This window comes from Zobellella endophytica (genome assembly GCF_003012775.1).
GTDB lineage: Bacteria > Pseudomonadota > Gammaproteobacteria > Enterobacterales > Aeromonadaceae > Oceanimonas > Oceanimonas endophytica.
The window spans coordinates 100,691-121,503 of record NZ_PXYG01000008.1 but is presented as its reverse complement, the minus strand read 5'-3'; the positions used below and the strand labels follow the sequence as shown (position 1 = coordinate 121,503).

General features: G+C 63.4%; 17 protein-coding genes. 13 read left to right on the top strand and 4 right to left on the bottom strand.

Features of this window, described 5'->3' with window-relative positions:
* Positions 1–3 precede the first annotated feature (3 nt).
* A complete protein-coding gene (locus C7H85_RS16110; protein WP_106730722.1) occupies positions 4–1,161 on the bottom strand; it encodes a M20 metallopeptidase family protein in 1,158 nt (385 codons plus the stop codon).
* 238 nt (positions 1,162–1,399) lie between these two features.
* Here C7H85_RS16110 and C7H85_RS16105 point away from each other — a divergent pair, with 238 nt between their 5' ends.
* The 4 genes from C7H85_RS16105 (at position 1,400) to C7H85_RS16090 (ending at position 5,770) form a co-directional block, all read left to right on the top strand.
* The gene (locus C7H85_RS16105) at positions 1,400–2,302 is read left to right on the top strand and encodes a LysR family transcriptional regulator (protein ID WP_106730721.1); all 903 of its coding nucleotides are present in this window, start codon (positions 1,400–1,402) and stop codon (positions 2,300–2,302) included.
* 469 nt (positions 2,303–2,771) lie between these two features.
* Entirely contained in the window at positions 2,772–3,800 is a 1,029-nt protein-coding gene (locus tag C7H85_RS16100; protein ID WP_106730720.1) for a TRAP transporter substrate-binding protein, read from the top strand.
* Positions 3,801–3,848: 48 nt separating this feature from the next.
* Positions 3,849–4,442, top strand: coding sequence for a TRAP transporter small permease (locus C7H85_RS16095; RefSeq protein ID WP_106730719.1), 594 nt, complete (start codon positions 3,849–3,851; stop codon positions 4,440–4,442).
* A 41-nt stretch (positions 4,443–4,483) separates the two neighbouring features.
* On the top strand, positions 4,484–5,770 hold the full coding sequence (locus C7H85_RS16090) for a TRAP transporter large permease (RefSeq protein ID WP_106730718.1): 1,287 nt from the start codon (positions 4,484–4,486) through the stop codon (positions 5,768–5,770).
* A gap of 580 nt (positions 5,771–6,350) precedes the next feature.
* Here the strand turns inward: C7H85_RS16090 and C7H85_RS16085 are convergent.
* Positions 6,351–7,655 (bottom strand): inosine/guanosine kinase, encoded by a 1,305-nt coding sequence (locus tag C7H85_RS16085; RefSeq protein ID WP_106730717.1) that lies wholly within the window; start codon positions 7,653–7,655, stop codon positions 6,351–6,353.
* A gap of 277 nt (positions 7,656–7,932) precedes the next feature.
* Here C7H85_RS16085 and C7H85_RS16080 point away from each other — a divergent pair, with 277 nt between their 5' ends.
* Positions 7,933–8,346: an arsenate reductase/protein-tyrosine-phosphatase family protein gene (locus C7H85_RS16080; protein ID WP_106730716.1), complete on the top strand. Its 414-nt coding sequence runs from the start codon at positions 7,933–7,935 to the stop codon at positions 8,344–8,346.
* Positions 8,340–8,696, top strand: coding sequence for a metalloregulator ArsR/SmtB family transcription factor (locus C7H85_RS16075; RefSeq protein WP_106730715.1), 357 nt, complete (start codon positions 8,340–8,342; stop codon positions 8,694–8,696). The genes C7H85_RS16080 and C7H85_RS16075 overlap by 7 nt, the downstream gene beginning before the upstream one ends.
* 163 nt (positions 8,697–8,859) lie before the next feature.
* On the opposite strand, the gene C7H85_RS16070 is transcribed toward C7H85_RS16075, so the two are convergent.
* Positions 8,860–9,780 carry a LysR family transcriptional regulator gene (locus C7H85_RS16070; protein WP_106730714.1) on the bottom strand — a complete coding sequence of 307 codons (921 nt, stop codon included), beginning with the start codon at positions 9,778–9,780 and terminating at the stop codon, positions 8,860–8,862.
* Between the two features lie 283 nt (positions 9,781–10,063).
* On the bottom strand, positions 10,064–12,133 hold the full coding sequence (locus tag C7H85_RS16065) for a TonB-dependent receptor domain-containing protein (RefSeq protein ID WP_106730713.1): 2,070 nt from the start codon (positions 12,131–12,133) through the stop codon (positions 10,064–10,066).
* 352 nt (positions 12,134–12,485) lie between these two features.
* Between C7H85_RS16065 and C7H85_RS16060 the strand changes: the two genes are divergently transcribed.
* The 7 genes from C7H85_RS16060 (at position 12,486) to sbnB (ending at position 20,810) form a co-directional block, all read left to right on the top strand.
* Positions 12,486–12,773, top strand: a complete 288-nt coding sequence (locus C7H85_RS16060; protein WP_106730712.1) for a hypothetical protein — start codon at positions 12,486–12,488, stop codon at positions 12,771–12,773.
* A 3-nt stretch (positions 12,774–12,776) separates the two neighbouring features.
* The gene (locus tag C7H85_RS16055; protein WP_106730711.1) at positions 12,777–13,637 is read left to right on the top strand and encodes a putative metalloprotease CJM1_0395 family protein; all 861 of its coding nucleotides are present in this window, start codon (positions 12,777–12,779) and stop codon (positions 13,635–13,637) included.
* A gap of 225 nt (positions 13,638–13,862) precedes the next feature.
* Positions 13,863–15,017, top strand: a complete 1,155-nt coding sequence (locus C7H85_RS16050; RefSeq protein ID WP_106730710.1) for an efflux RND transporter periplasmic adaptor subunit — start codon at positions 13,863–13,865, stop codon at positions 15,015–15,017.
* Complete coding sequence (locus C7H85_RS16045) at positions 15,017–16,945, top strand: MacB family efflux pump subunit (protein WP_106730709.1); 1,929 nt, start codon at positions 15,017–15,019, stop codon at positions 16,943–16,945. The genes C7H85_RS16050 and C7H85_RS16045 overlap by 1 nt, the downstream gene beginning before the upstream one ends.
* Before the next feature lie 2 nt (positions 16,946–16,947).
* Positions 16,948–18,309, top strand: coding sequence for an efflux transporter outer membrane subunit (locus C7H85_RS16040; protein WP_106730797.1), 1,362 nt, complete (start codon positions 16,948–16,950; stop codon positions 18,307–18,309).
* A 482-nt stretch (positions 18,310–18,791) separates the two neighbouring features.
* The gene (gene sbnA, locus C7H85_RS16035) at positions 18,792–19,781 is read left to right on the top strand and encodes a 2,3-diaminopropionate biosynthesis protein SbnA (protein ID WP_106730708.1); all 990 of its coding nucleotides are present in this window, start codon (positions 18,792–18,794) and stop codon (positions 19,779–19,781) included.
* Between the two features lie 18 nt (positions 19,782–19,799).
* Positions 19,800–20,810, top strand: a complete 1,011-nt coding sequence (gene sbnB, locus C7H85_RS16030) for a 2,3-diaminopropionate biosynthesis protein SbnB (protein WP_106730796.1) — start codon at positions 19,800–19,802, stop codon at positions 20,808–20,810.
* The last annotated feature ends 3 nt before the right edge of the window (positions 20,811–20,813 follow it).

Here is a 20,813-nt window from a genome sequence, read left to right as displayed (position 1 = left end):
AACTCACCGGTTGCCGTCGAGAAAACGTCGAGCGGCGTGGGAAAGAAAGCGGCTTCCTTTCTCCAGTATGTCGTCGTTGAAGTCATAATCCGGCTGGTGCAGCTGCGGAGCCGAACCACCGCAACCATTACCAATCCAGACATAGGCGCCAGGCACTTTTTCAAGGAAAGCGCCCATGTCGTCGGCGCCCATGCTGATCGGATGATCCACCAGCGAGGACTGACCCCACAGTGCTTCAACCACGCTGCGAGACAGGGCCACACAAGCGGGATCGTTGGCCACCGGCGGGGTCGAGGGTCGGTAATCAATGGTCGGGGAACACCCCGTCACCAGGCCGATCCCATCAACGATCTCGCGGATACGTTTCTCGATCTGCCGCCTTACGCCGGGTGTGAAGCTGCGGGCTGTGCCCTTGAGCCTGGCCGTGGCGGGAATAATGTTGCTGGCATGTCCGCTCTGGAGGCTGCCGACGCTGACCACGGCAATATCTTCGGGGTTGGTGTTGCGGCTGACGATTTGTTGCAATGCGGTCACGAACAGTCCGGCGGCAAAAACCGGATCCGTGGTCAGGTGGGGCATGGCACCATGGCCGCCTTCGGAGTGGAACAACACGTCGAAATCGTCGCTCGAGGCCATGTGCGGCCGGTCGTGAACCACGAAGCGGCCGGCCTCCACGCCGGGCCAGTTGTGCAGCCCAAAAATCGCCTCGATGGGAAAGCGATCCAGCAAGCCGTCTTCCAACATGGCGGGCGCCCCGGTGCCGAGCTCCTCGGCCGGCTGGAAGATAAGCACCACGCGCCCGGAAGCGGGCCGCTGCTGCAGCAGGTCCAGCGCGGCGCCCATCAGCATCGCCGTATGGCCGTCGTGGCCACAGGCGTGCATCACCCCCCGGTGGCTGGAACAGTACGCCATGCTGTTCTCTTCCACCAACGGCAGAGCATCCATGTCGGCCCTCAGCCCTACGCTGCGCCCGGCGGACAGGCCGTTGATGATGCCGACCACACCGTGGCCGCCAATGCCCTGGTGTATTTCGTCGACGCCGATGTCGCGCAACATGCCGAGCACCCGCTCGGCGGTCTGCCGCTCGTCACAGGAAAGCTCCGGAAACCGATGAAGCTCACGCCGAAAGGCAATCATGCGCTCTATATCGCATTCTTTCATGGGGTAGATCCCTCTATTATCGTTGCCAAATTCTGGCTTTCTCCTCCGAGAGCAGCGCTCGTGCTTCCGACGAGAAGCGTTCCCTCAGGGGAAAGAGTCCATTCAACTGCCTCCCCGTGATATTGCACTGAAAGGCGTTTTTCATCATATTCAACGGGTTAATGGCCGGAAAATACTTCTTCTCGATAGGGACATGCCTTTTTGATATGCCACAAACGGATTAGGGCGAGATAACACCATGGATATAAAAAAACTGAAGTACTTTCTGGCGGTCGTCGATGAGGGTTCCATCACCTCGGCGGCGAAAAAGATCCCCATTGCCCAGCCGGCGTTAACCCGGCAAATTAGGCTGCTCGAAGAAGGGCTGGGTACCCGGCTGCTCGACAGAAACCACAAGGGAGTGGTCCTGACCCGGGCGGGGACATTCTTGTATGACAATGCCGTGCGTCTGGTGGCCGACGTTGACAACGTCGCCAGGAAGACGAAAGCCATCTCGGATGGCCATATCGACAGCCTGTCTATCGGCATCACCACCATACATCCGTACATTCCCAGCATTTCGGAGTTGATCAGCCGCTTTCGTACGCAACATCCGAATACTCGGCTGTCGCTCGAGTCCATGCTGTCCGGCCCCCAGACGACGGCAATCCTGCAGGGAAACATCGATGCCGGCATCCTGTTTATTGAACCTGACGATGAACCGCAGCTGGATACGCTGCCCATCGGGACTTTCCGCATGGCGGTGATTACCCGTCGCCACCCCGGCCTGCTGGATAACCCTCCGACCTCACTGCGCGATTTTGCCGGGGCGCCCTTTATCTGCTTTCACCGCAGTTCAACTCCGGGTAGCTACGATCGCATCGACCAATATTTTCATAATGCGGGCATCACACCGCATATCGTGCAGGAATGTCATGACGACATTACCATCCGCGGCCTGGTGGCGACAGGCATGGGCTACGCCATCATGCCGAGCATACTGGCAAAGGGAGATGATAACTTGGTCGCCTATGAGCTGGATGATCTCCCCATTTACTCCCCACTGATGCTAGCCTGGCGCAAGGGCGACAAGTCGGCCGGGATTGAGTCACTGTGCCATGTTGCCATGAGTGTAAATCTATTGACGAACAACCTGGCGTAGCGTTACAGCGTTTCCTGGTGTATTGGCTGTCGGCACTCAGCCTCGGGGAATAAGGCGAGATCCCCGGAGCGCAGGCGGCTCGCCTGCATTCCCGCCAAGCGGGAACCACCGGGCCCGCATCCCGATGCGGTCGACTGAAGCCGTCCCGGCCAGCCCTGCGTCGGCGGGATCAATCGATTAAATGATTAGTATCGAAACCATAGCGACCTTGAATTCCGGTACCAACATCCACCAACATCGCCACCAGAGCTCCATACGGCAATGGTTGCCAACATGCTCCCATCTCATTGTCCTAGTCCGCAAAAAAGCAATAAACAGCCTATAATTTCAAGAAATTGAAACAAAAAAAAACATTGAAACCCCGTCCATGCAGGTCGATCTTCGCTTGCGCGGATCCTTTTATTTTGTCAGTCTTTAATTACACCCGGAAAGTTACAACTCGAAAAAATGAAAAAATGGAGGTTACGCGATGACCAGCTTCAGTAAACTCGGCAAACGAGCCGGCCTGCCGGTAGTGGCCCTGGCGGCCCTCACCGCCGCCAGTTCGGTGTCCGCCGCCAACTGGCGCTACGCCCACGAAGAGTACGAAGGTGATGTTCAGGACGTCTACGCCTACAAGTTCAAGGAATACATCGAGGAGCACTCGGATCACACCCTGCAGGTTTACCGTTTCGGCGAGCTGGGCGAGTCCGACGACATCATGGAGCAAACCCAGGACGGCATCCTCAACTTCGTCAATCAGTCCCCCGGTTTTACCGGCTCGCTGATCCCCGAAGCCCAGATCTTCTTCATCCCCTACCTGATGCCCACCGACATGGACACGGTGATCAGCTTTTTCCGCAACAGCGAAGCCATCAACGAAGACTTCCCCGCGCTGTACGCCGAGAAGGGGCTGGAACTGCTGAAGATGTATCCGGAAGGGGAAATGGTGGTCACCCTCGACGAGCCGATCACCACGCCCGAGCAGCTCAGCAACAAGAAAGTCCGGGTCATGACCAACCCGCTGCTGTCGGAAACCTACTCCGCCTTCGGCGCCACCCCGACCCCGCTGCCCTGGGGCGAGGTGTACGGCGCCCTGCAGACCAACATGATCCAGGGCCAGGAAAACCCGATTTTCTGGATTGAATCCGGCGGTCTGTACGAGGTTTCCCCCAACCTGATCTTCACCGGCCACGGCTGGTTCACCACCGCCATGATGGCCAACCAGGACTTCTACAACGGCCTGTCCGACGAAGACAAAAAGCTGGTGAAGGATGCCGCCGACTATGCTTTTGAAGAGATCATCGAGCATATCGACGGCCTGGCCGATCGTTCACTGGAAAAGATCACCAGCAGCAACGACAAGGTGACCGTGACCCGCCTGGACGAGCAGCAAATCGCGGCGTTCAAGGCGCGCGCCCCGCAGGTGGAACAGAAATTCATCGAGATGACCGGCGAGCGCGGCCAGGAACTGCTGGATCAATTCAAGCAAGACCTGCAAGAAATACAGCAAAACTGAGTGAAGCAGGCTCCCGCCGGGAGCCTGCTGTTCTGGAGTAGAACCCCGATGCCCGAGCATTCACCCGAAGTAGAAGACGACACCGGCTCTTACCGGTCGGGCCTGCCCGGCTTTCTGGGCACCATCGATGAATGGATTGCCAGGCTGGAGGCCGTGGTGCTGGCCGCCGGGGTGATCCTGATGGCAGTCAACACCTGTGTCAGCGTGGTTGCCCGCTTCGTATTCGGAGAAGGCCTGTTTTTCTCCGGCGAGATCAACCGGATACTTATTATCTTCATCACCTTCGCCGGCCTCGGTTACGCGGCCCGCCATGGCCGCCATATCCGCATGTCGGCGTTGTACGATGCGTTTCCCCCCCGGGTGCGCAAGGTACTGATGATTATCATCGCCCTCTTTACCTCGGTGGTGATGTTTTTCCTCTGCTATCACGCCTATGACTACATAAAAATCCTGTACGGCCGCGGCCGGATCCTGCCGGCGCTGGGTATTGAAATCTGGTGGATCTATGTCTGGGCCCCGGTCGGCTTCGCCATTACCGGCATCCAGTATCTGCTGACGGCCATCAAGAATTTCACCGGTGATCAGGTGTACCTCTCCACCCAGGTAGTGGACAGCTACGCCGATACCGAAACGAAGCGCTAGCCCCCACGCGCTTTCAGACCAGACGACACAAGGCATTCAACATGGCAACGATATTGATGCTCATCATGATCGGGCTCCTGCTGCTGGGCTTTCCGATGATGATCCCGTTGACGACGGCGGCCGTCGTCGGCTTTGTAATGATGTTCGACGGCTTCGGCCAGATGGGCACCTTCATCCAGCAGATGATGGCCGGCATCCGCCCCGCCTCCCTGATCGCCGTGCCCATGTTCATCCTGGCCGCGGACATCATGACCCGCGGCCATTCGGCGGACCGGCTGATCAACATGGTGATGGCCTTTATCGGCCATATCAAGGGCGGGCTGGCGATCAGTACCGCCACCTCCTGCACCCTGTTCGGTTCCGTGTCGGGCTCCACCCAGGCCACGGTGGTGGCGGTCGGCTCCCCGCTGCGTCCGAAAATGCTCAAGGCCGGTTATTCCGACTCCTTTACCCTGGCGCTGATCATCAACGCCAGCGACATCGCCTTCCTGATCCCGCCGAGCATCGGCATGATCATCTACGGCGTGATCTCCGGCACCTCCATTGCCGAGCTGTTTATCGCCGGCATCGGTCCGGGCCTGCTGATCCTGATGATGTTCTCGCTCTATTGCCTGTATTACGCCCATAAACACCAGGTTCCCACCGAACCCAAGGCCAGTTGGAGCGAGAGAGGGCGCTCGGTGCGGGATGCCCTGTGGCCGCTGTTTTTCCCGGTGATCGTGGTGGGCGGTATTTATGGCGGCATCTTCAGCCCCACCGAGGCGGCGGCGGTGTGTGTGCTCTACGCGTTCGTGCTGGAGTTTCTGATCTTCCGCTCGCTCAAGTCCATCGACATCTATCGTATCGCCAAGTCCACCGGCCTGATCACCGCCGTGGTGTTTATCCTGGTGGCCGTGGGCAACGGCTTTTCCTGGATCATCTCCTTCGCCCAGATCCCCCAGACCATCCTGGATGCGGTGGGCGTGAGCCAGGCCGGTCCGGTGGGCGTGCTGATCGCCATCTGCGTGGCCTTCTTTATCGCCTGCATGTTCGTCGATCCCATCGTGGTGATCCTGGTGCTCACCCCCATCTTCGCCCCGGCGATCCAGGCCACGGGGCTGGATCCGGTACTGGTCGGCGTGCTGATCACCCTGCAGGTGGCCATCGGCTCGGCCACCCCGCCCTTCGGGTGCGACATTTTCACCGCCATCGCCATCTTCAGGCGGCCCTATATTGAGGTCATTCGCGGCACCCCGCCCTTTATCTTCATGCTGGTTGCCGCGGCCGGGCTGATCATCGCCTTCCCGCAGATTGCGCTGTTCCTGCGGGATCTGGCCTTCGCCGAGTGACCCCGGGTCCCAAGGGACGACCTCGGTCGACCATACCACGGCGGCGGTGGCGGTGGCGGAATGGTCCATTGATATGGATCTACGGCGGGGCTTGTAGGGTCGAATTTATTCGACCGAACCCGGCGCCGTCGGCCGTTAGTGGATTGGTCCACTGAAGTGGACCCTACAAACCCGGCGCCGGTGGCGGAACGGTCCGTGGAAACGGACCCGACATCGGACCAAACCACGACGGCGGCTGCACAATGGTCCACTGAAGTGGACCCGACATCGGACCAAACCACGACGCCGGCTGCACAATGGTCCACTGAAACGGACCCGACATCGGACCAAACCCGGCGCCGGTGGCGGAACGGCCCGTTGAAACGGACCCTACATCGGACCCAACCACGGCGTCGGCTGCACAATGGTCCGTTGCAACGGCCCCTACAAACGAGGCCGTCTCCCCCGCGCAGGCGGGAGCCCATTAATGCCGGATGAGGCCAAGCCGGTTCGGCTCCGTACCACCCGCCCCTGGATGCCCGCCTTCGCGGGCATGACGAATGAAGGCGATGCGGTGAGGTCTGCTTCAGACCGGCACTCTTCACCGGGCCCAGTAGGCTTCTTCCAGCGAGTCTTCCCGTTCCGGCAGGCCACGGGACAGCCGGGGCGAGTGCTGTACCAGCACCTCGAAGCTGACCCGGTTGGCGTACTTGCTCACCTGGGACAGGGAGGAATAGGTCAGGTGCCGGGCCCGGTGCTTCACGCTGCCGGGCACGTTGTGGCGGTGGTGGTCATTGGCCGCCATGTCGTGCAGCAGGGCGGCCAGGGCCGCGTCGCCGGCGCCGTTGGTGTTCTTGATGCGCTCGGGCCCGCCCATGTAGGGCGAGATATGGGTGTAAATCTTCAGCGGCGTCGCGCAGTCGGCCTGGCGCATGGGGCGGGAATATTCATAACGATTGAACTCGGGGATGGCGCCGGGCAGCAACAGCCGGCTGGTTTCCCGCTTGTGCTCGTCATCCACGTAACCGGCCAGGTAGAGGCCAGCGGCTCCGGCGGTGCACAGCACCAGGTCGGCCCACTCCAGCACCCGTTCGCAGGCCAGCAGCGGGTCGGCAATACCGGTCAGGGCCAGGGCCTCGTCTTCGTTCATCGCCACCAGGGTGACATGGTCGCGGATAAACTGCTGCCACCAGTCCTTGCGGTCTTCCACGATAAAACGGGTGCCCATGGTCAGCACCACCGGCACCCCGGCTTCCCGCGCCCATTCGGCCGCCTGCAGGGCGCTCTGCCGCATGGGTTCGTGCTCTTCGCAACGCATCAGGTAGGCGGTCAGCACCAGGGCCGAGGCGGTCTGGATCTGCGCCTGGTCGAGGTGGGCTGGCTCAAGGTGGTCCATCATGCCCTTGTTGATGGCGAAGCTGCGTTCGCCGTCGGGGCTTATCAGGGTGATGCACTGGCCGATGGAGCCGGCCACCGGCTGCAGGTAGTTCAGATCCACCCGGGAGGAAGAGGTACACAGGTAGCGGTAGGGCGAACTGCCCACCCGGATATTCTCGCTCATCACCCCGAACAGCACGGATCGGTCGTCGGCCAGCACCGAGTAGTTGTGCAGGGTGTTGCCGATGGTGCCGCCGGCAAACTCCGAGACGATCAGTTCCCGAGCGAGCAGCTCCCGGTAGATGCCCTCGGCCTTGTCCGCCGCCAACAGCATGGAGTGCCCCCTGGAAAGACCATGGCGGGCCAGGAAGCTGTCGTCCACATGGGCTTCGATGTCCACCAGCACCTGATCGATGCCGCAGATATGGCCGGAGAGCGGTTTGTTTTCCGGCAGCAGTTCGCTCAGCCGCGGATCCCGCGACTCCACCGGGAAGAAATGCTTGTGCTTGCGCTGGCCGGGAAACTTCATGTGTCTTTACCTCAAGGCAACAATCGGCGGAGTCTAGCAAAAACCCGGGGCCGGCTCACCAGGCCGTCGGCCGGTCAAACGTTTACGCCCGAAATTAATTCACCGGTTTTTCAATGAAAGACCCCTCACCCGGGCCCGGTCAAGCCAACCCGGCCGCCGCACCGAGCACAACTCGATGACAGCATGATGAATCCGGCGGCACGGCGCCACCGGTTGTCGTTGACATGCGAAGGTCCGTATATATGATGTTGCCATCATTCAGGACTTCGATTCCGTCATGACGCGTGTGCTTTTTGTCTGCCACAGCAATGCAGTCTGCTCTCCCATCGCCGAGGCCCTGCTCAAACACCTTGCCGCCGACCGCTACGAGGTGATGAGCGCGGGCCTCCAGCCTTCTGATATAGAGCCCAACGCCCTGGCCGCCCTGCAGCGGCTGAGCGTGAACACCGAGGGGCTCCATAGCAAAGGGCTGGACCGGGTTTCCGACCAGTATTTCGATATCGTCATCAGCCTGTGCGAACAAGTGGAAGACGCCGCCAGAACCGTGCCGGCGGCGCGCTTCATGGCCTGGCATTTCGAGGACGCCCACTGCTGCTCCCAGCCGGAGGCCACCAAGGTGGTGCATGAAATCTTTGAGCGCATCAAGCTGCTGGTGCTGGTCCAGGATCGTCAGGAGAAAACCCTGTGGTAACCGAAAGCTATCCCCTGGCGCTGTTCAAGTGCCTGTCCGACGATACCCGCCTGCAACTGGTGCTGATGATCATGGCCGAGCAGGAAATGTGCGTCTGCGAGCTGACCCACGCCCTCGACGAAAGCCAGCCCAAGATCTCCCGCCACCTGGCGCTGCTGCGCCAGCACGGCCTGCTGGCCGACCGCCGCGAGGGTCAGTGGGTCTATTACCGGCTGTCGCCGGCACTGGATGCGGGCGCCCGGTCGGTATTGCAGCACACCTTTCAGCATTACCAGGGCTATATCGGCCCGGCCCGGGCCCGGCTGGCCACCATGGGCAACCGGCCCGAGCGCCAGCGGCTGTGCTGCTGATACGGCTGACCAACCTTCGTATTACTCGGTGGTCACTCCCGCGAAGTCGGGAGTCCCGTGCAAACGGTCATGGAGCTCCGCCTTCGCGGAGATGACAGGTATTAAACCGAAACATCCTCAGAGAAGCTTGGAGGAGCGCACCCCCGCCCCAAGCATCGGCGCTTTAGCAGCCCTGCTCTTCGTGGTAGCGCCAGGCTTCCGGCAGTGACTTGCGCAGGTGCGCCAGCAGGGCGCCCACCTTCCTCGGCTGACGCCCGAACGAATACAGCAGTCCTACCGGCCGGGACGACAGCCGCCACCCCGGCAGGCAGCGGGCGAGCTTGCCCGGATGGGACCGGTCGTAGCTCTCGGCGAAGGCCACCGGCAGTATGCCGATGCCCTGGCCGCGGGTGATGGCATCCATCTGCAGCACCAGGCTGTCGACGGTCAGTCGCGACGGCGACGGCTGAAAGCCGTATTCCCCCTCGGCGTCGTGCCGGAAGGTCACCCCCGCCGCCGCCTCGCCGAGCCAGTCGACCCAGGCATGGGCCGCCAGCTCGCGGGGATGGCCCGGCTGCCCCCGCGCCGTCAGGTAGGCAGGGCTGGCGTACAGGCCGCACTGCCAGTAGCTCAGCACCTCGTGGCGCAGGCCACATTCCGGATCCCGGCCCACCCACAGCCAGATCTCCCCCTGCCCCTCGCCGGGCGCCGGCGGCCGGGTTTCGGTGTGCAGCGAGATGCGCATACCCGGGTAATCCGCCAGAAAGCGCTCCAGCGCCAGCGGAAACCAGCCCCGGCTGCAGCAGGCATGCACCCGCACCACCAGCTCGCCGCTGACCTCCTCGCGCAGATCGTCCATCGCCTGCCGGCTCTGCTCGGCCAGCCGCAGTATCTGCCGGCTGTACTGTTCGAACAGCAACCCGGCTTCGGTGGCCTGCAGCCGGTTGCCCTGGCGGTTGAGCAGCGGCTGGCCCAGCCGCTCTTCCAGCTGGCTCAGGCGGCGGCTCAGGGTGGATTTGGGAACGCAGAGCTGGCGGGCGGCCTCGGTCAGGCTGCCGCAGCGCATGACGGCGGTAAACCCTTCCAGTTCCTGTAAATCGTGCATCGGCAAACCATCGACTCAATGGCGCCCGGTAGTGGTCATCCGGTGATGACGGGCGCCGGGTGGAAGTAGCTGCAACCCCGGGGCTGCTGTTCCGGATAACGGAACACCCGGATGGAGCCGATACTACTCCATTCCGGCCGGTTTTTTAAGTCATAACCATAATGGTTTCTAAAACCATTATCATTTAACTTTGCAGGGCACCCCAAAAACAACAGGCGCCGGGCCGGAGGGCCGGGCGCCTGGGGCGGTATCGGCGGCGGCATCGGGCCGCCACCGGGCAGGATCAGAAGTCGACGGTCAGGCCCAGGTTCAGGCTGCGGCCGTCCAGCACCACCTCATAGTCGTCGTTGGTGACCTTCTTGTTGGCGACATTGTAGAGGCCGGCCTTGACCCTGGTATTGGCAGCCAGCTGGTACACCAGGCCCACATCCACCAGGGTGTAGCTCGGCGTGCCCTCGGACATGCTGGTGCGGCTCAGGTAGTCGCTGGTCTCGCCCCGGTAGTTGCCCTGCACCCAGAAGTCCAGGGTATCGCTGGCCTGCCAGTCCAGGCTGACGTTGGCCATGTGCTCGGGCACCTTGTTCAGCGGCTGGCCCTGGAATTCCCCGCTCTGCTGCTCGGACTCGGTATAGGTGTAGCTGGAGCTCAGCCGCAGATCCCGGGTGAAGTCGTAATCCAGGGTCAGCTCCAGCCCCTGCATCATCGCCTCGCCGATGTTCTTGCGGGTGCTCAGGAAGTAGTAATTGGTTCCCTGAAAATTACAGCTCCAGGCCGCGACATTGTCTCTGTTGGTGTTAGAACCATCGGTATCTGTCTCGCACAGGCGGTCTTCCGCGATCTTGTCCTTAAAGTCGGTGCGGAACAGCATCAGGCTGCTGCTCAGGCCGAGCTGGTGGCTGTTGTAGACGAAGCCCGCCTCGTAGCTGGTGCTCTTTTCCGGCTCCAGCTCCGGGTTGCCGATGATCAGGGCGCGCGGATGGGGCGCGGGGGAGCCGCCGCCGCCGGTGCCGCGGCCGAAGCCCTCGGTGGCCTCGGCCAGCCCCGGCTGCTTGTAGCCGGTGGACACGCCGCCCTTGAAGGTCCACTCGGGGGTCAGATGGTAGGTGGCGTAGACCCGGGGCGACAGGTGGCCGCCGAACAGCTCGTCGTCGTTGTAGCGCAGCCCGGTGGTCAGGTTCAGCTCGTCGGTGAGGGACCATTCGGCCTCGGCGTAGAGGGCGGCGATCCAGCGGTCCACCTGGGCCACGGCGCCGGGCACGTTGCTGGTGAGCAGGCCGTTGGTTTCGTCGGTGAAGTCTTCGTACTTGTACTGGCCGCCGAAGGTCAGCACATGGTCGCCCATGAAGTAGCTGGCCTGGGTGTTGAAGATGCTGACCTCTTCTTTCTTGGTGCTGTCCTGCACCCGCTCCGACACGTCGTGCTGCAGGTAGCTGCTCAGCTGCAGGTCGCCGTAGTGGCCGTCGTGGGACAGCACGTAAACGTCCTTGTGGAAGGTCGTGTCCGAGCCGGTGGCGGTCGCGGCCACGCTCTTGCCCGGGGTGCTGCTTTCGTCCAGGGCGGCGGTATCGTAGGACAGGCCGATCTCGTTGGCCTCGTCCGGGGTCAGGATCAGCTTGACGCCGCCCTTCTTGCGCCGGCCTTCCGGGGTGCTGGCCGCCGAGTCGTCGGCGCCGACGAAGTCGCTTTCATCCGTGCCCTGCCAGCTGCCGTTGAGCTGGGCGCCGAGCAGCCCCGGGATCAGGGCGCCGCCGGCGAACAGGCTGACCTGCTGGGCGTCGTTGTTGATGTCGTTGAACGACTTGGTGTACTCGGTGCTGATGCTGCCGCTCCAGGTTTCCTCCGGCTTGCGGGTGATGATGTTGATCACCCCGCCCATCGCCTCGGAGCCGTAGAGGGAAGACATGGGGCCGCGGATCACCTCGATCCGCTCGATCATCGAGATCGGCGGCAGGGCGATTTGCTTGCCGCCGTCGGAGCCGTTGGTATTGACCGCGCGCCCGGCGGACACCGGCTTGCCGTCGACCAGGTAGAGGGTGTAGCTCGGCGCCATGCCACGAATGCTGATGTCCTGCATCTTGCCGCCACCGGTCACGTAGACACCGGGAATGTTCTTCACCGCGTCGGTGATATCGGTATAGGACTGCTTCTCCAGCTCCTCCCGGCTGATCACCGAAATGCTGGCGGGGGCGTCGGCGATGTTCTGCTCGAAGCCGGCGGCGGTGACCACCACCGTATCCAGGGCGGTGTAGTCCTCGGCCACGGCGGCGGGACCCGCGGTGAGCAGTGCCAGCCCCAGCGCCCTGGTCAGGGTATTCCTGGTGAAAGGCAGGGGAGCGTTGGAAGGCTCGGACATGGTGTTGACTCCTTGATGACAAAGTTATCTGCTGTTCCGTTTTCGATACCGGTGCTCCCCCGGGCCGCGCGGCCGGGTCGCCCGGCACGGCCGCGGCGGATGCGCGCAAACGGGCAAGCGGCTTCCCGCGCTTCACCGCGTTGCGGAGGAAGCGATACGTGCGATAAGCGGGTCGGGGTGACCGGCAAACCTGAGGAAGCAATGATAATCGTTATCATTTTTCTTTTACAGCCGTGTTGCTGAAACATGCTGTTGCAGAAAATGGAACCCGGGCCCTGTCGCGCCCGGCCTTTCCTCCCCGGCCGTTATGGTGAATAATTAAACGTCCCGAACGAACCCCATGCGAGGCCCGATGAACATTCAATCCGCTTTCTCCGCCGGCTTGCAGGGCTACCAGCGCGCCGCCGACGGCGTGGCCGAAGCCTCGGTCAATATCAGCCGGCAGCACCTCAACCGGGTCGCCAACCAGTCCGACACCGCGCCCGAGGTCAATCCGGATCGGTTCGTGGATGCGGGCCGGAAAACCGCGACCGACAGCCTGGTCCAGCTCAAACAGGGCGAGCTCCAGGCCCGGGCCGGTGTCAACAGTATCCGCAGTGCCGACGCCATGCTGGGCACCCTGATCGATATCCGGGTCTAGACGATGCAGATCGGCACCTCCTTCAACGACGCCGCCTTCATCCCGGCTCCGCCCGCCACCGGCCCGATCCGCCGGGACAACGAGCAGCGCGAGCGCGTCCCGGCCACCGAACAGGCCGACGCCTTTGCCGGCTCCGACCCGCGCCGGGAGCAGACCGACAGCCCGGACGAGCCCGGGCTGTACGATGCACGCGGTCGCCGGAGCGGCGAGCCCACCGATGCCCGGGAGCAGGCCGCCACCGGGCCGGCGGTGGATCCCGAGGCCGAGGATAGCCAAACCACCGAAGAGGACGGTGAGTCCGCCCGGCCGACCAAGCCGTCCGGCGAGGAAATGAGCGTCGAGGAAGTGCAACAACTGCAGGAGCTGCAACAGCGGGACCGGGAAGTGCGCATTCACGAACAATTGCACGCCAGCGTCGGCGGCCAGTACGCGGGCGCCCCCAGCTATGAATTTGAAACCGGCCCCGACGGCAAGCAGTACGCGGTGGGCGGCGAGGTGCAGATCGACATTTCCCCCGTTCCCGGCGATCCCCGGGCCACCATCGACAAGATGCAGCAGGTCAGGGCGGCGGCGCTGGCGCCGGCCGAGCCGTCCGGCGCCGACAAGGCCGCCGCCGCCCGTGCCGATCAGCATATTCGCACGGCCCAGGCCGAATTGCTGGAATCGGCCGACCCCACCCGGACTGCCGCCACCGGCCAGGACAACGGCTCAGGCCCTACGCCCGGGCCCGGCGGCGAAGCGCCGGCCTCGGCGGTCACGCAAGAGACGACCCAGGGCCAGATGGCACTCCGAAACCGGGTGATCAGCGGAACCTACGGCAAGGCCGCCCAGGCCGACGCCCGCAGCCTGCTGAACCTGGCCTGATCGGTCCCCGGCCAGGGCCCGCGCCAGCAGCAGTTCCAGCGCCTGGTCCAGGGTGAAGTCCGCCGTCTGATTGTTCATGTTCCCGCGCCGGCGAGCCGTAACGCCGGTGAAGAAGTGTCAGCCTGTGAGACTTTGACACACTTTAGCGACAATTCGCTGTTTGAATACCCTCATATCAGGTTACCGCCGGGGCCGCGGGCCCCCGGACTCTCTCAGGGCTTATCGATGAAAAGAACCACCTTGTTCGGGCTGAGCCTGGCGCTGTTACTGGCGCCCGGCCTCTATGTATTTTCCGACCGCCTGCTCGGCGACGACGGCGCCGCGGCGCCGGTGACGGTGGCGGTACAGCAGGGCGAGCTGATCGACCAGGTGACCGCCACCGGCATACTGCAACCCAGCGGCTACGTGGACGTGGGCGCCCAGGTGTCGGGCCAGCTCAAGGTCATTCACGTGGAGGTGGGCGACAGGGTCGAGGCCGGCGACCTGCTGGCGGAGATCGATCCCACCGTCTACCTGGCCCAGGTGGACGCCAGCCGGGCCCAGCTGCGCAACCAGCGGGCCCAGCTCAAGGACCGGGAGGCCCAGCTCACCCTGGCCCGCCTCCAGCACCGGCGCCAGCAGAACCTGATGGCGGAAAACGCCACCTCCCGCGAGGCGCTGCAGAGCGCCGAGGCCGGCCTGCGCTCGGCCGAGGCTCAGGTGGAGGCGCTCAAGGCACAGATTGCCCAGACCGAGTCCAGCCTGCGCGCCGACGAGGCCAACCTGGATTACGCCCGCATCTACGCCCCCATGGACGGTACCGTGGTCAGCATTGAGGCCCGCCAGGGCCAGACCCTGAACACCAACCAGCAAGCGCCGACCCTGATGCGCATCGCCGACCTGGCCACCATGACGGTGCAGGCCAAGGTGTCCGAGGCCGACGTGGGCAAGTTGAGCCCCGGGATGAAGGTCTATTTCACCACCCTCGGCGATCCCAACCGGCGCTGGTACAGCCAGTTGCGCAAGATTGAACCCACGCCGGTGGTGGAGAACAACGTGGTGCTGTACAACGCCCTGTTCGACATCGACAACCCCCGGGGCCGGCTGATGTCGCAGATGACCACCCAGGTGTTCTTCGTGCTGGCGGAGGCGGAGGACGCCCGGCTGGTGCCCATGTCGGCGCTGGCCTTCCCGGACCGCCGGGATCGCAGCCAGGCCGAGGTGCAGGTGCTTACGGCGGCGGGAAAGCTTGAAACACGCCGGGTCGAGGTGGGCGTGAGCAACCGCATCCAGGCCGAGATCCGGTCCGGGCTGGACACCGGCGAGCAGGTGGTGCTGAACGTGGCACCGGTCGCCGCCGAAGGCGGTGAACGCCGGCCCGGCATGAGGATGCGCTTCTGATGAGCTCACCATTGATAGAACTCAGGGGCATCACCAAGCAGTACGGCGCGGGCGAGCTGGCCACCCGGGTGCTGCACGGCATCGATCTCACCATCAACAAGGGCGAGTTCGTCGCCATCATGGGCAGCTCCGGCTCGGGCAAGTCGACCCTGATGCACCTGCTCGGCTGCCTGGACCAGCCCAGCGGCGGCGAATACCGGCTGCAGGGCCGGGACGTGGCCAGCCTGAGCGGCGACGAGCTGGCTCGGCTGCGCCGGGACACCTTCGGCTTCGTGTTCCAGAGCTACCACCTGCTGGGCGGCGCCAGCGCCCGGGAGAACGTCGAGGTGCCGGCCATCTACTCCGGGTTGTCCCGCCCCGAACGCCGGGCCCGGGCGGAGCAACTGCTCTCCACCCTGGGCCTTGCCAGCCGGCTGGAGCACAAGCCCAGCCAGCTGTCCGGCGGCCAGCAGCAGCGGGTGTCCATCGCCCGGGCGCTGATGAACGGCGGCGACATCATCCTCGCCGACGAGCCCACCGGCGCGCTCGACAGCAGGAGCGGCGCCGAGGTGATGGCGCTGCTCACCGGGCTGGCCCGCCGGGGCCACACCGTGATCCTGATCACCCACGATCCCAAGGTGGCGGCCCAGGCCGACCGCATCATCGAGATCAGCGACGGCCGCATCCTCGCCGATCCGGGCCCGGCCACGGCACGGGAGGACGGCGCCGCCCCTGCCCGCCCCCGCCCCGCCGGCTCGCTCGCCGCCGAGCTGCTGGAGGCGGTACGCACCGCCCTGCGCTCCCTGCGCAGCAACCTGTTCCGCGCCGCCCTCACCCTGCTCGGCATCGTCATCGGGGTAGCCTCGGTGATCACCATGCTGGCCATCGGCAACGGCTCCCAGCAGCAGGTGGTGCAGAGCATCAGCGCCATGGGCAGCAACCTGCTGCTGGTGCGCCCCGGCGCCCCCAACCAGTGGGGCCGGCGCGCCACCTCCACCCTGGTGCCGGAAGACATGCAGGCGGTCCGGGAGCTGGCCAACGTGAGCGCGGCGGTGCCCGAGATCGGCGGCTCCGCCACCCTGCGCTTCGGCAACCTGGACCACAGCCCGGAGATCAACGCCACCTCCGCCGATTTCCCCGCCGCCCGCCAGTGGGCGCTGAGCCAGGGCACCTTCTTTACCGAAGAGGACGAGCAGAGCTACGCCACGGTGGCGGTGCTGGGCCAGTCGGTGGTGGACGCCCTCTTCCCCGACACCGAGCCCCTGGGCCAGTACGTGATGGTCAACAACATCCTGTTCCAGGTGATCGGGGTGATGGCGCCCAAGGGCGCCTCGCCCTGGGGCCAGGATCAGGACGACGTGGTGTTCGTGCCCTACACCACCGGCGGCCTGCGGCTGTTCGGCCAGCGCTTCCTGCGCAACATCACGGTGTCGGTGGCCGAGGTGGCCCGCATCGGCGACACCGAAACCGAGATCCACCGGCTGCTGCTGGCCCGCCACGGGGTGGAGGATTTCCAGATCCGCAACATGTCCTCCATCATCGACACCGTCTCGGCCACCACCCGGACCTTCACCTGGCTGCTCGGCTCCATCGCCGCCATCTCGCTGCTGGTGGGCGGCATCGGGGTGATGAACATCATGCTGGTGAGCGTGACCGAACGCACCCGGGAGATCGGCATCCGCATGGCCACCGGCGCCCGCACCCGCCACATACTGCAGCAGTTTCTCACCGAGGCGCTGGTGGTGTCGGCCCTGGGCGGCGCCATCGGCGTGGTGCTGGGTCTGGCGGCGGCGGCGGTGCTGGCCGCCTTCGAGATACCGGTGTATTTCTCGCCCGCGCCGGTGCTGCTGGCCTTCGGCTGCGCCTTCGCCACCGGCCTGGTGTTCGGCTGGCTGCCCGCCCGCAAGGCGGCGCGGCTGGATCCTGTTGTTGCTCTGGCATCGGAATGATCATGACTCGCTTACCCTTTTCCCTGTTTGCCCTGCTGCTGCCCCTGACCCTGGCCGGCTGCGCCCAGACCACCCCGCCGGAGCGCCCGGAACTCGCCCTGGCCGGCCAGTGGAACACCCCCGCCGGGACCGATGAGGTCGGCCCCGGCTGGTGGCGGGACTTCGGCTCCCCCACCCTCGACCGGCTGATCGAGGAGGCGCTGACGGCCAGTCCGGACCTGCGCATCGCCGCCGAGCGGATCCGCCAGGCCGAGGCCCAGGTGCAGAGCGCCGGCGCCTCGCTGTTCCCCGCCCTCGCCCTGAGCGGCGGCAGCGATCGCAGCTGGTCCGACAACGGCGCCGGCGAGAGCAGCCGCGCCAGCCTGGGCATCAGCTACGAGCTGGATCTGTGGGGCCGGCTCGGGGCCGAGCGGCGGGCGGCGGATGCCGGCCTGGCCGTCAGCCGCCACGATCTCGACACCGCCCGGCTAACCCTGACCAGCGGCGTGGCCAGTGCCTGGTTCCAGCTGCTGGCGCTCGACGAGCGAATCCGCATCAACGAGGCGAACCTGGCCATCGCCAGGGACAACCTCGCCATCGTCGAGGCCAAGTACCGCAACGGCGCCGCCGTGGTGAGCGACGTCCACCGCCAGCGTACTGCCGTGCTGAGCCAGGAGGCTACCCTGCTGCCCCTGCGCGAGCAGCTGCGCCAGACCGAATCGGCCCTGGCCATCCTGCTGGGCCGGCCGCCCCAGGGGTACCGGCTGGCGCCGGAAGCCCTGGCCCGGTTGTCGGTTCCCGAGCCGGCGGCGGGACTGCCCAGTGAACTGCTGGGCCGGCGCCCGGACCTGGCCGCCGCCGAGGCCCAGCTGACCGCCGCCGAGGCCAACGTGGCGGCCGCCCGCGCCGCCCTGCTGCCCTCGGTGCAGCTCAGCGGCAGCGGCGGCCTGGCCAGCTCCGCGCTGCTGTCGCTGGCCGACCCCGGCCACAGCCTGAGCCTGGCGGCGGCGCTGTCGCAGACCCTGTTCGACGGCGGCCGGCTGCGCAGCCAGGTGGCGCTGAACGAGGCGCGCCGGCGCGAGCTGGTGGAAAACTACCGCAAGGCCATCCTCACCGCCCTGAAGGAAGTGGAGGACGCCCTCGGCAACTTGGTGCTGACCCGGGAGCAGGAAGTGCAGCAGCGGTTGATCGTCACCGAGGCGCGGGAAACCCTGCGCCTGACCGAAATCCGCTACCGGGAAGGGGCCGAGGAACTGCTGTCGCTGCTCGACGCCCAGCGCACCCTGTTCGGCGCCGAAGAGCAGCTGGCCATCCTGCGCCAGGGCCGGCTCGACGCCAGCCTGGATCTGGTCAAGGCCCTCGGCGGCGGCTGGCAGGCCGGCTGAGCGCAAGCAATTTATTCCTGGCCATCCGGCTGCCCGGCAAGGCGGCAGGTGGCCAGCCTGTATCCTCCCGCTACTTGCTCCCATAGCCGGCGCTTTAGCCGCCGGGAAATACTCTTTCTCCTCCACTAAACGGCGTTAAATAACCAATCCTAATAGTGCTACATCGACTGAGACACGCCGTATAAGGTGTGACACTCGCGGTTTCGACCTGCTGCGAACATTCACTGGATGTTCGGTCAGGCCGAAATGCTCGTCACGGCGAGCAAGCTCGCCCCCTGGCACGGAGGGTCTGCTTAGCGGGACCCAGTCGCTGCCGGTAGTGATCTACTATTCGGAACAGCCACTTAAGCAAACAGCCGCTCATGCCTTTCTTCTCTTCAATGGCGAAGATTCCTGTCGCAATAACTAAAACACAATGAAAATGATGTTGATAGTGATTATCATTTGTGTACTATGAGAGCCACTTTTCAGGAGGCTCAACGATGATCTGCAAAAACATTACGGACTGTGTAGGTAATACTCCGCTCGTCAGCCTGTCGCGGCTTTTCCCTCGGGAGGGGGTCAGCGTATTGGCGAAAATGGAAATGATGAATCCCGGCGGCAGCATCAAGGACAGACCGGCCAAGTATATGCTCGAGGCCGGCATTCAGGCCGGCACCATTAACAGCGGCAGCCATATCATCGAAAGCTCCTCCGGCAACCTGGCTATTGCCCTCGCCATGACCTGCAAACTGAAAGGATTGCCCTTCACCGCCGTGGTGGATCCCAAGATATCCCCCACCAATTTGAAAATGCTCAGGCTGTATGGCGCCAATATCGTCTCGGTGACAGAAAAAGATCAAAACGATGGCTATCTGCTTACCCGGATCAACACCGTCAAACAACTGCTGCTGTCAATCCCCAACTCGGTCTGGGTAAATCAGTATGCCAACCCCGACAACTGGCGCAGCCATTATCATGGGGAAGCGGATGAAATTCTAAGACAGACAGACCGGGATATTGACTATCTGGTGATAGGGGCGAGTACATCCGGAACCTTGATGGGGGTCTCCCGCCGTCTCAGGGAGCATTTCCCGGCCATGAAAGTCATCGCCGTCGATATCGTCGGCTCCGTCCTCTTTGGCGGAAAGTCCTCTCCAAGGGAAATACCGGGAATAGGGGCGAGCCGCGTCCCCGAGTTGTTGTCTCCCGAAGAAGTGGACAGCGTCATCTATGTCGACGATTACGAATCAGCCCTGGGCTGCAGGGAACTGCTTGTAAAAGAAGGGATCCTCGCCGGCGGATCCAGCGGTTCGTCGGTTTCCGCCATCGGCAAGCTGCTGCCCGACATCCCCGACGGCAAGTGCGTCCTGACCCTGTTGCCGGACCGTGGCGAGCGCTACCTCGATCTGGTTTACGACGAAGACTGGTTCGATATGGTCAGACAGCGTCATTTTGATAACACCCCTCCTCTCCAAAGAAAGATTGCCTAATAAAAAGGAAACATGTTCATGCACCACGTCAAACTCCGCTACCTCAGCCAATCGGATCTGCTCGGCCTGGGCGCAGACCACAGCAACGCCTTTATCGAAGCGATAGAGGAAGGATTGAAACTTCACGCCGGGGGGCATTTCATTCAGCCATTGAAACCCTATCTACGCTGGCCGGGTGCCGACCATATTGCCGATCGCATCATCGCCATGCCCTGCTACCTGGGCGGGAATAATCCGATCGCCGGCATCAAGTGGATCGGCTCCAGGCAGCACAACCCCGGCCGTTTCCATCTACCACGCGCCAGCGCCCTCATTATCCTGAACGACGCGCAAACGAACTACCCGGTGGCGATAATGGAAGGCAGCCTGATCAGCGCCATGCGTACCGCCGCTATTACCGGGGTGGCGACAAAGTATCTGGCCAGAAGCGGTTTCTCCGATATCTCCATCATCGGATGCGGCCCCATAGCACAAATGCAGGTGAAGACGCTGCTCGAACAATATGAGCAGATTAACACCGTACATCTGTTCGATATCAATAAGGCCGCCGCCGACAACCTGATCAGCCAGTTTGCCGCCAAATACCCGAAAGTCGGCTTTGTCATTCATGACTCGGCCCGTTCCGCGGTGGAACAGGCCGATGTACTGGTGACCTGCACCGTTTCCGACAAACCCTATATCCCCTTCGAATGGATAAAAAAAGGCTGCTTTATTTCCAATATCTCGATCATGGATATAGAGCGGGATGTTTTCCTGAAAGCGGACAAAGTCATCGTCGACGACTGGGATCAATCAAACCGCGAGAAAAAAGTGATCAACCAGTTGGTCGAAGAGGGATTGTTCAGCCGTGAACAGCTGCATGCCGAGCTGGGCGAGATCGTCCTCGGTCAGGTAACGGGCCGGCACAGCGATGATGAAATCATACTGCTCAACCCCATGGGCATGGCCATCGACGACATTGTCTGCGCCCGTTGGTTCTATCAGGCGGCGGAAAGCAAAAACGCGGGTACCGAACTGCCCTTGTTCTAGGAA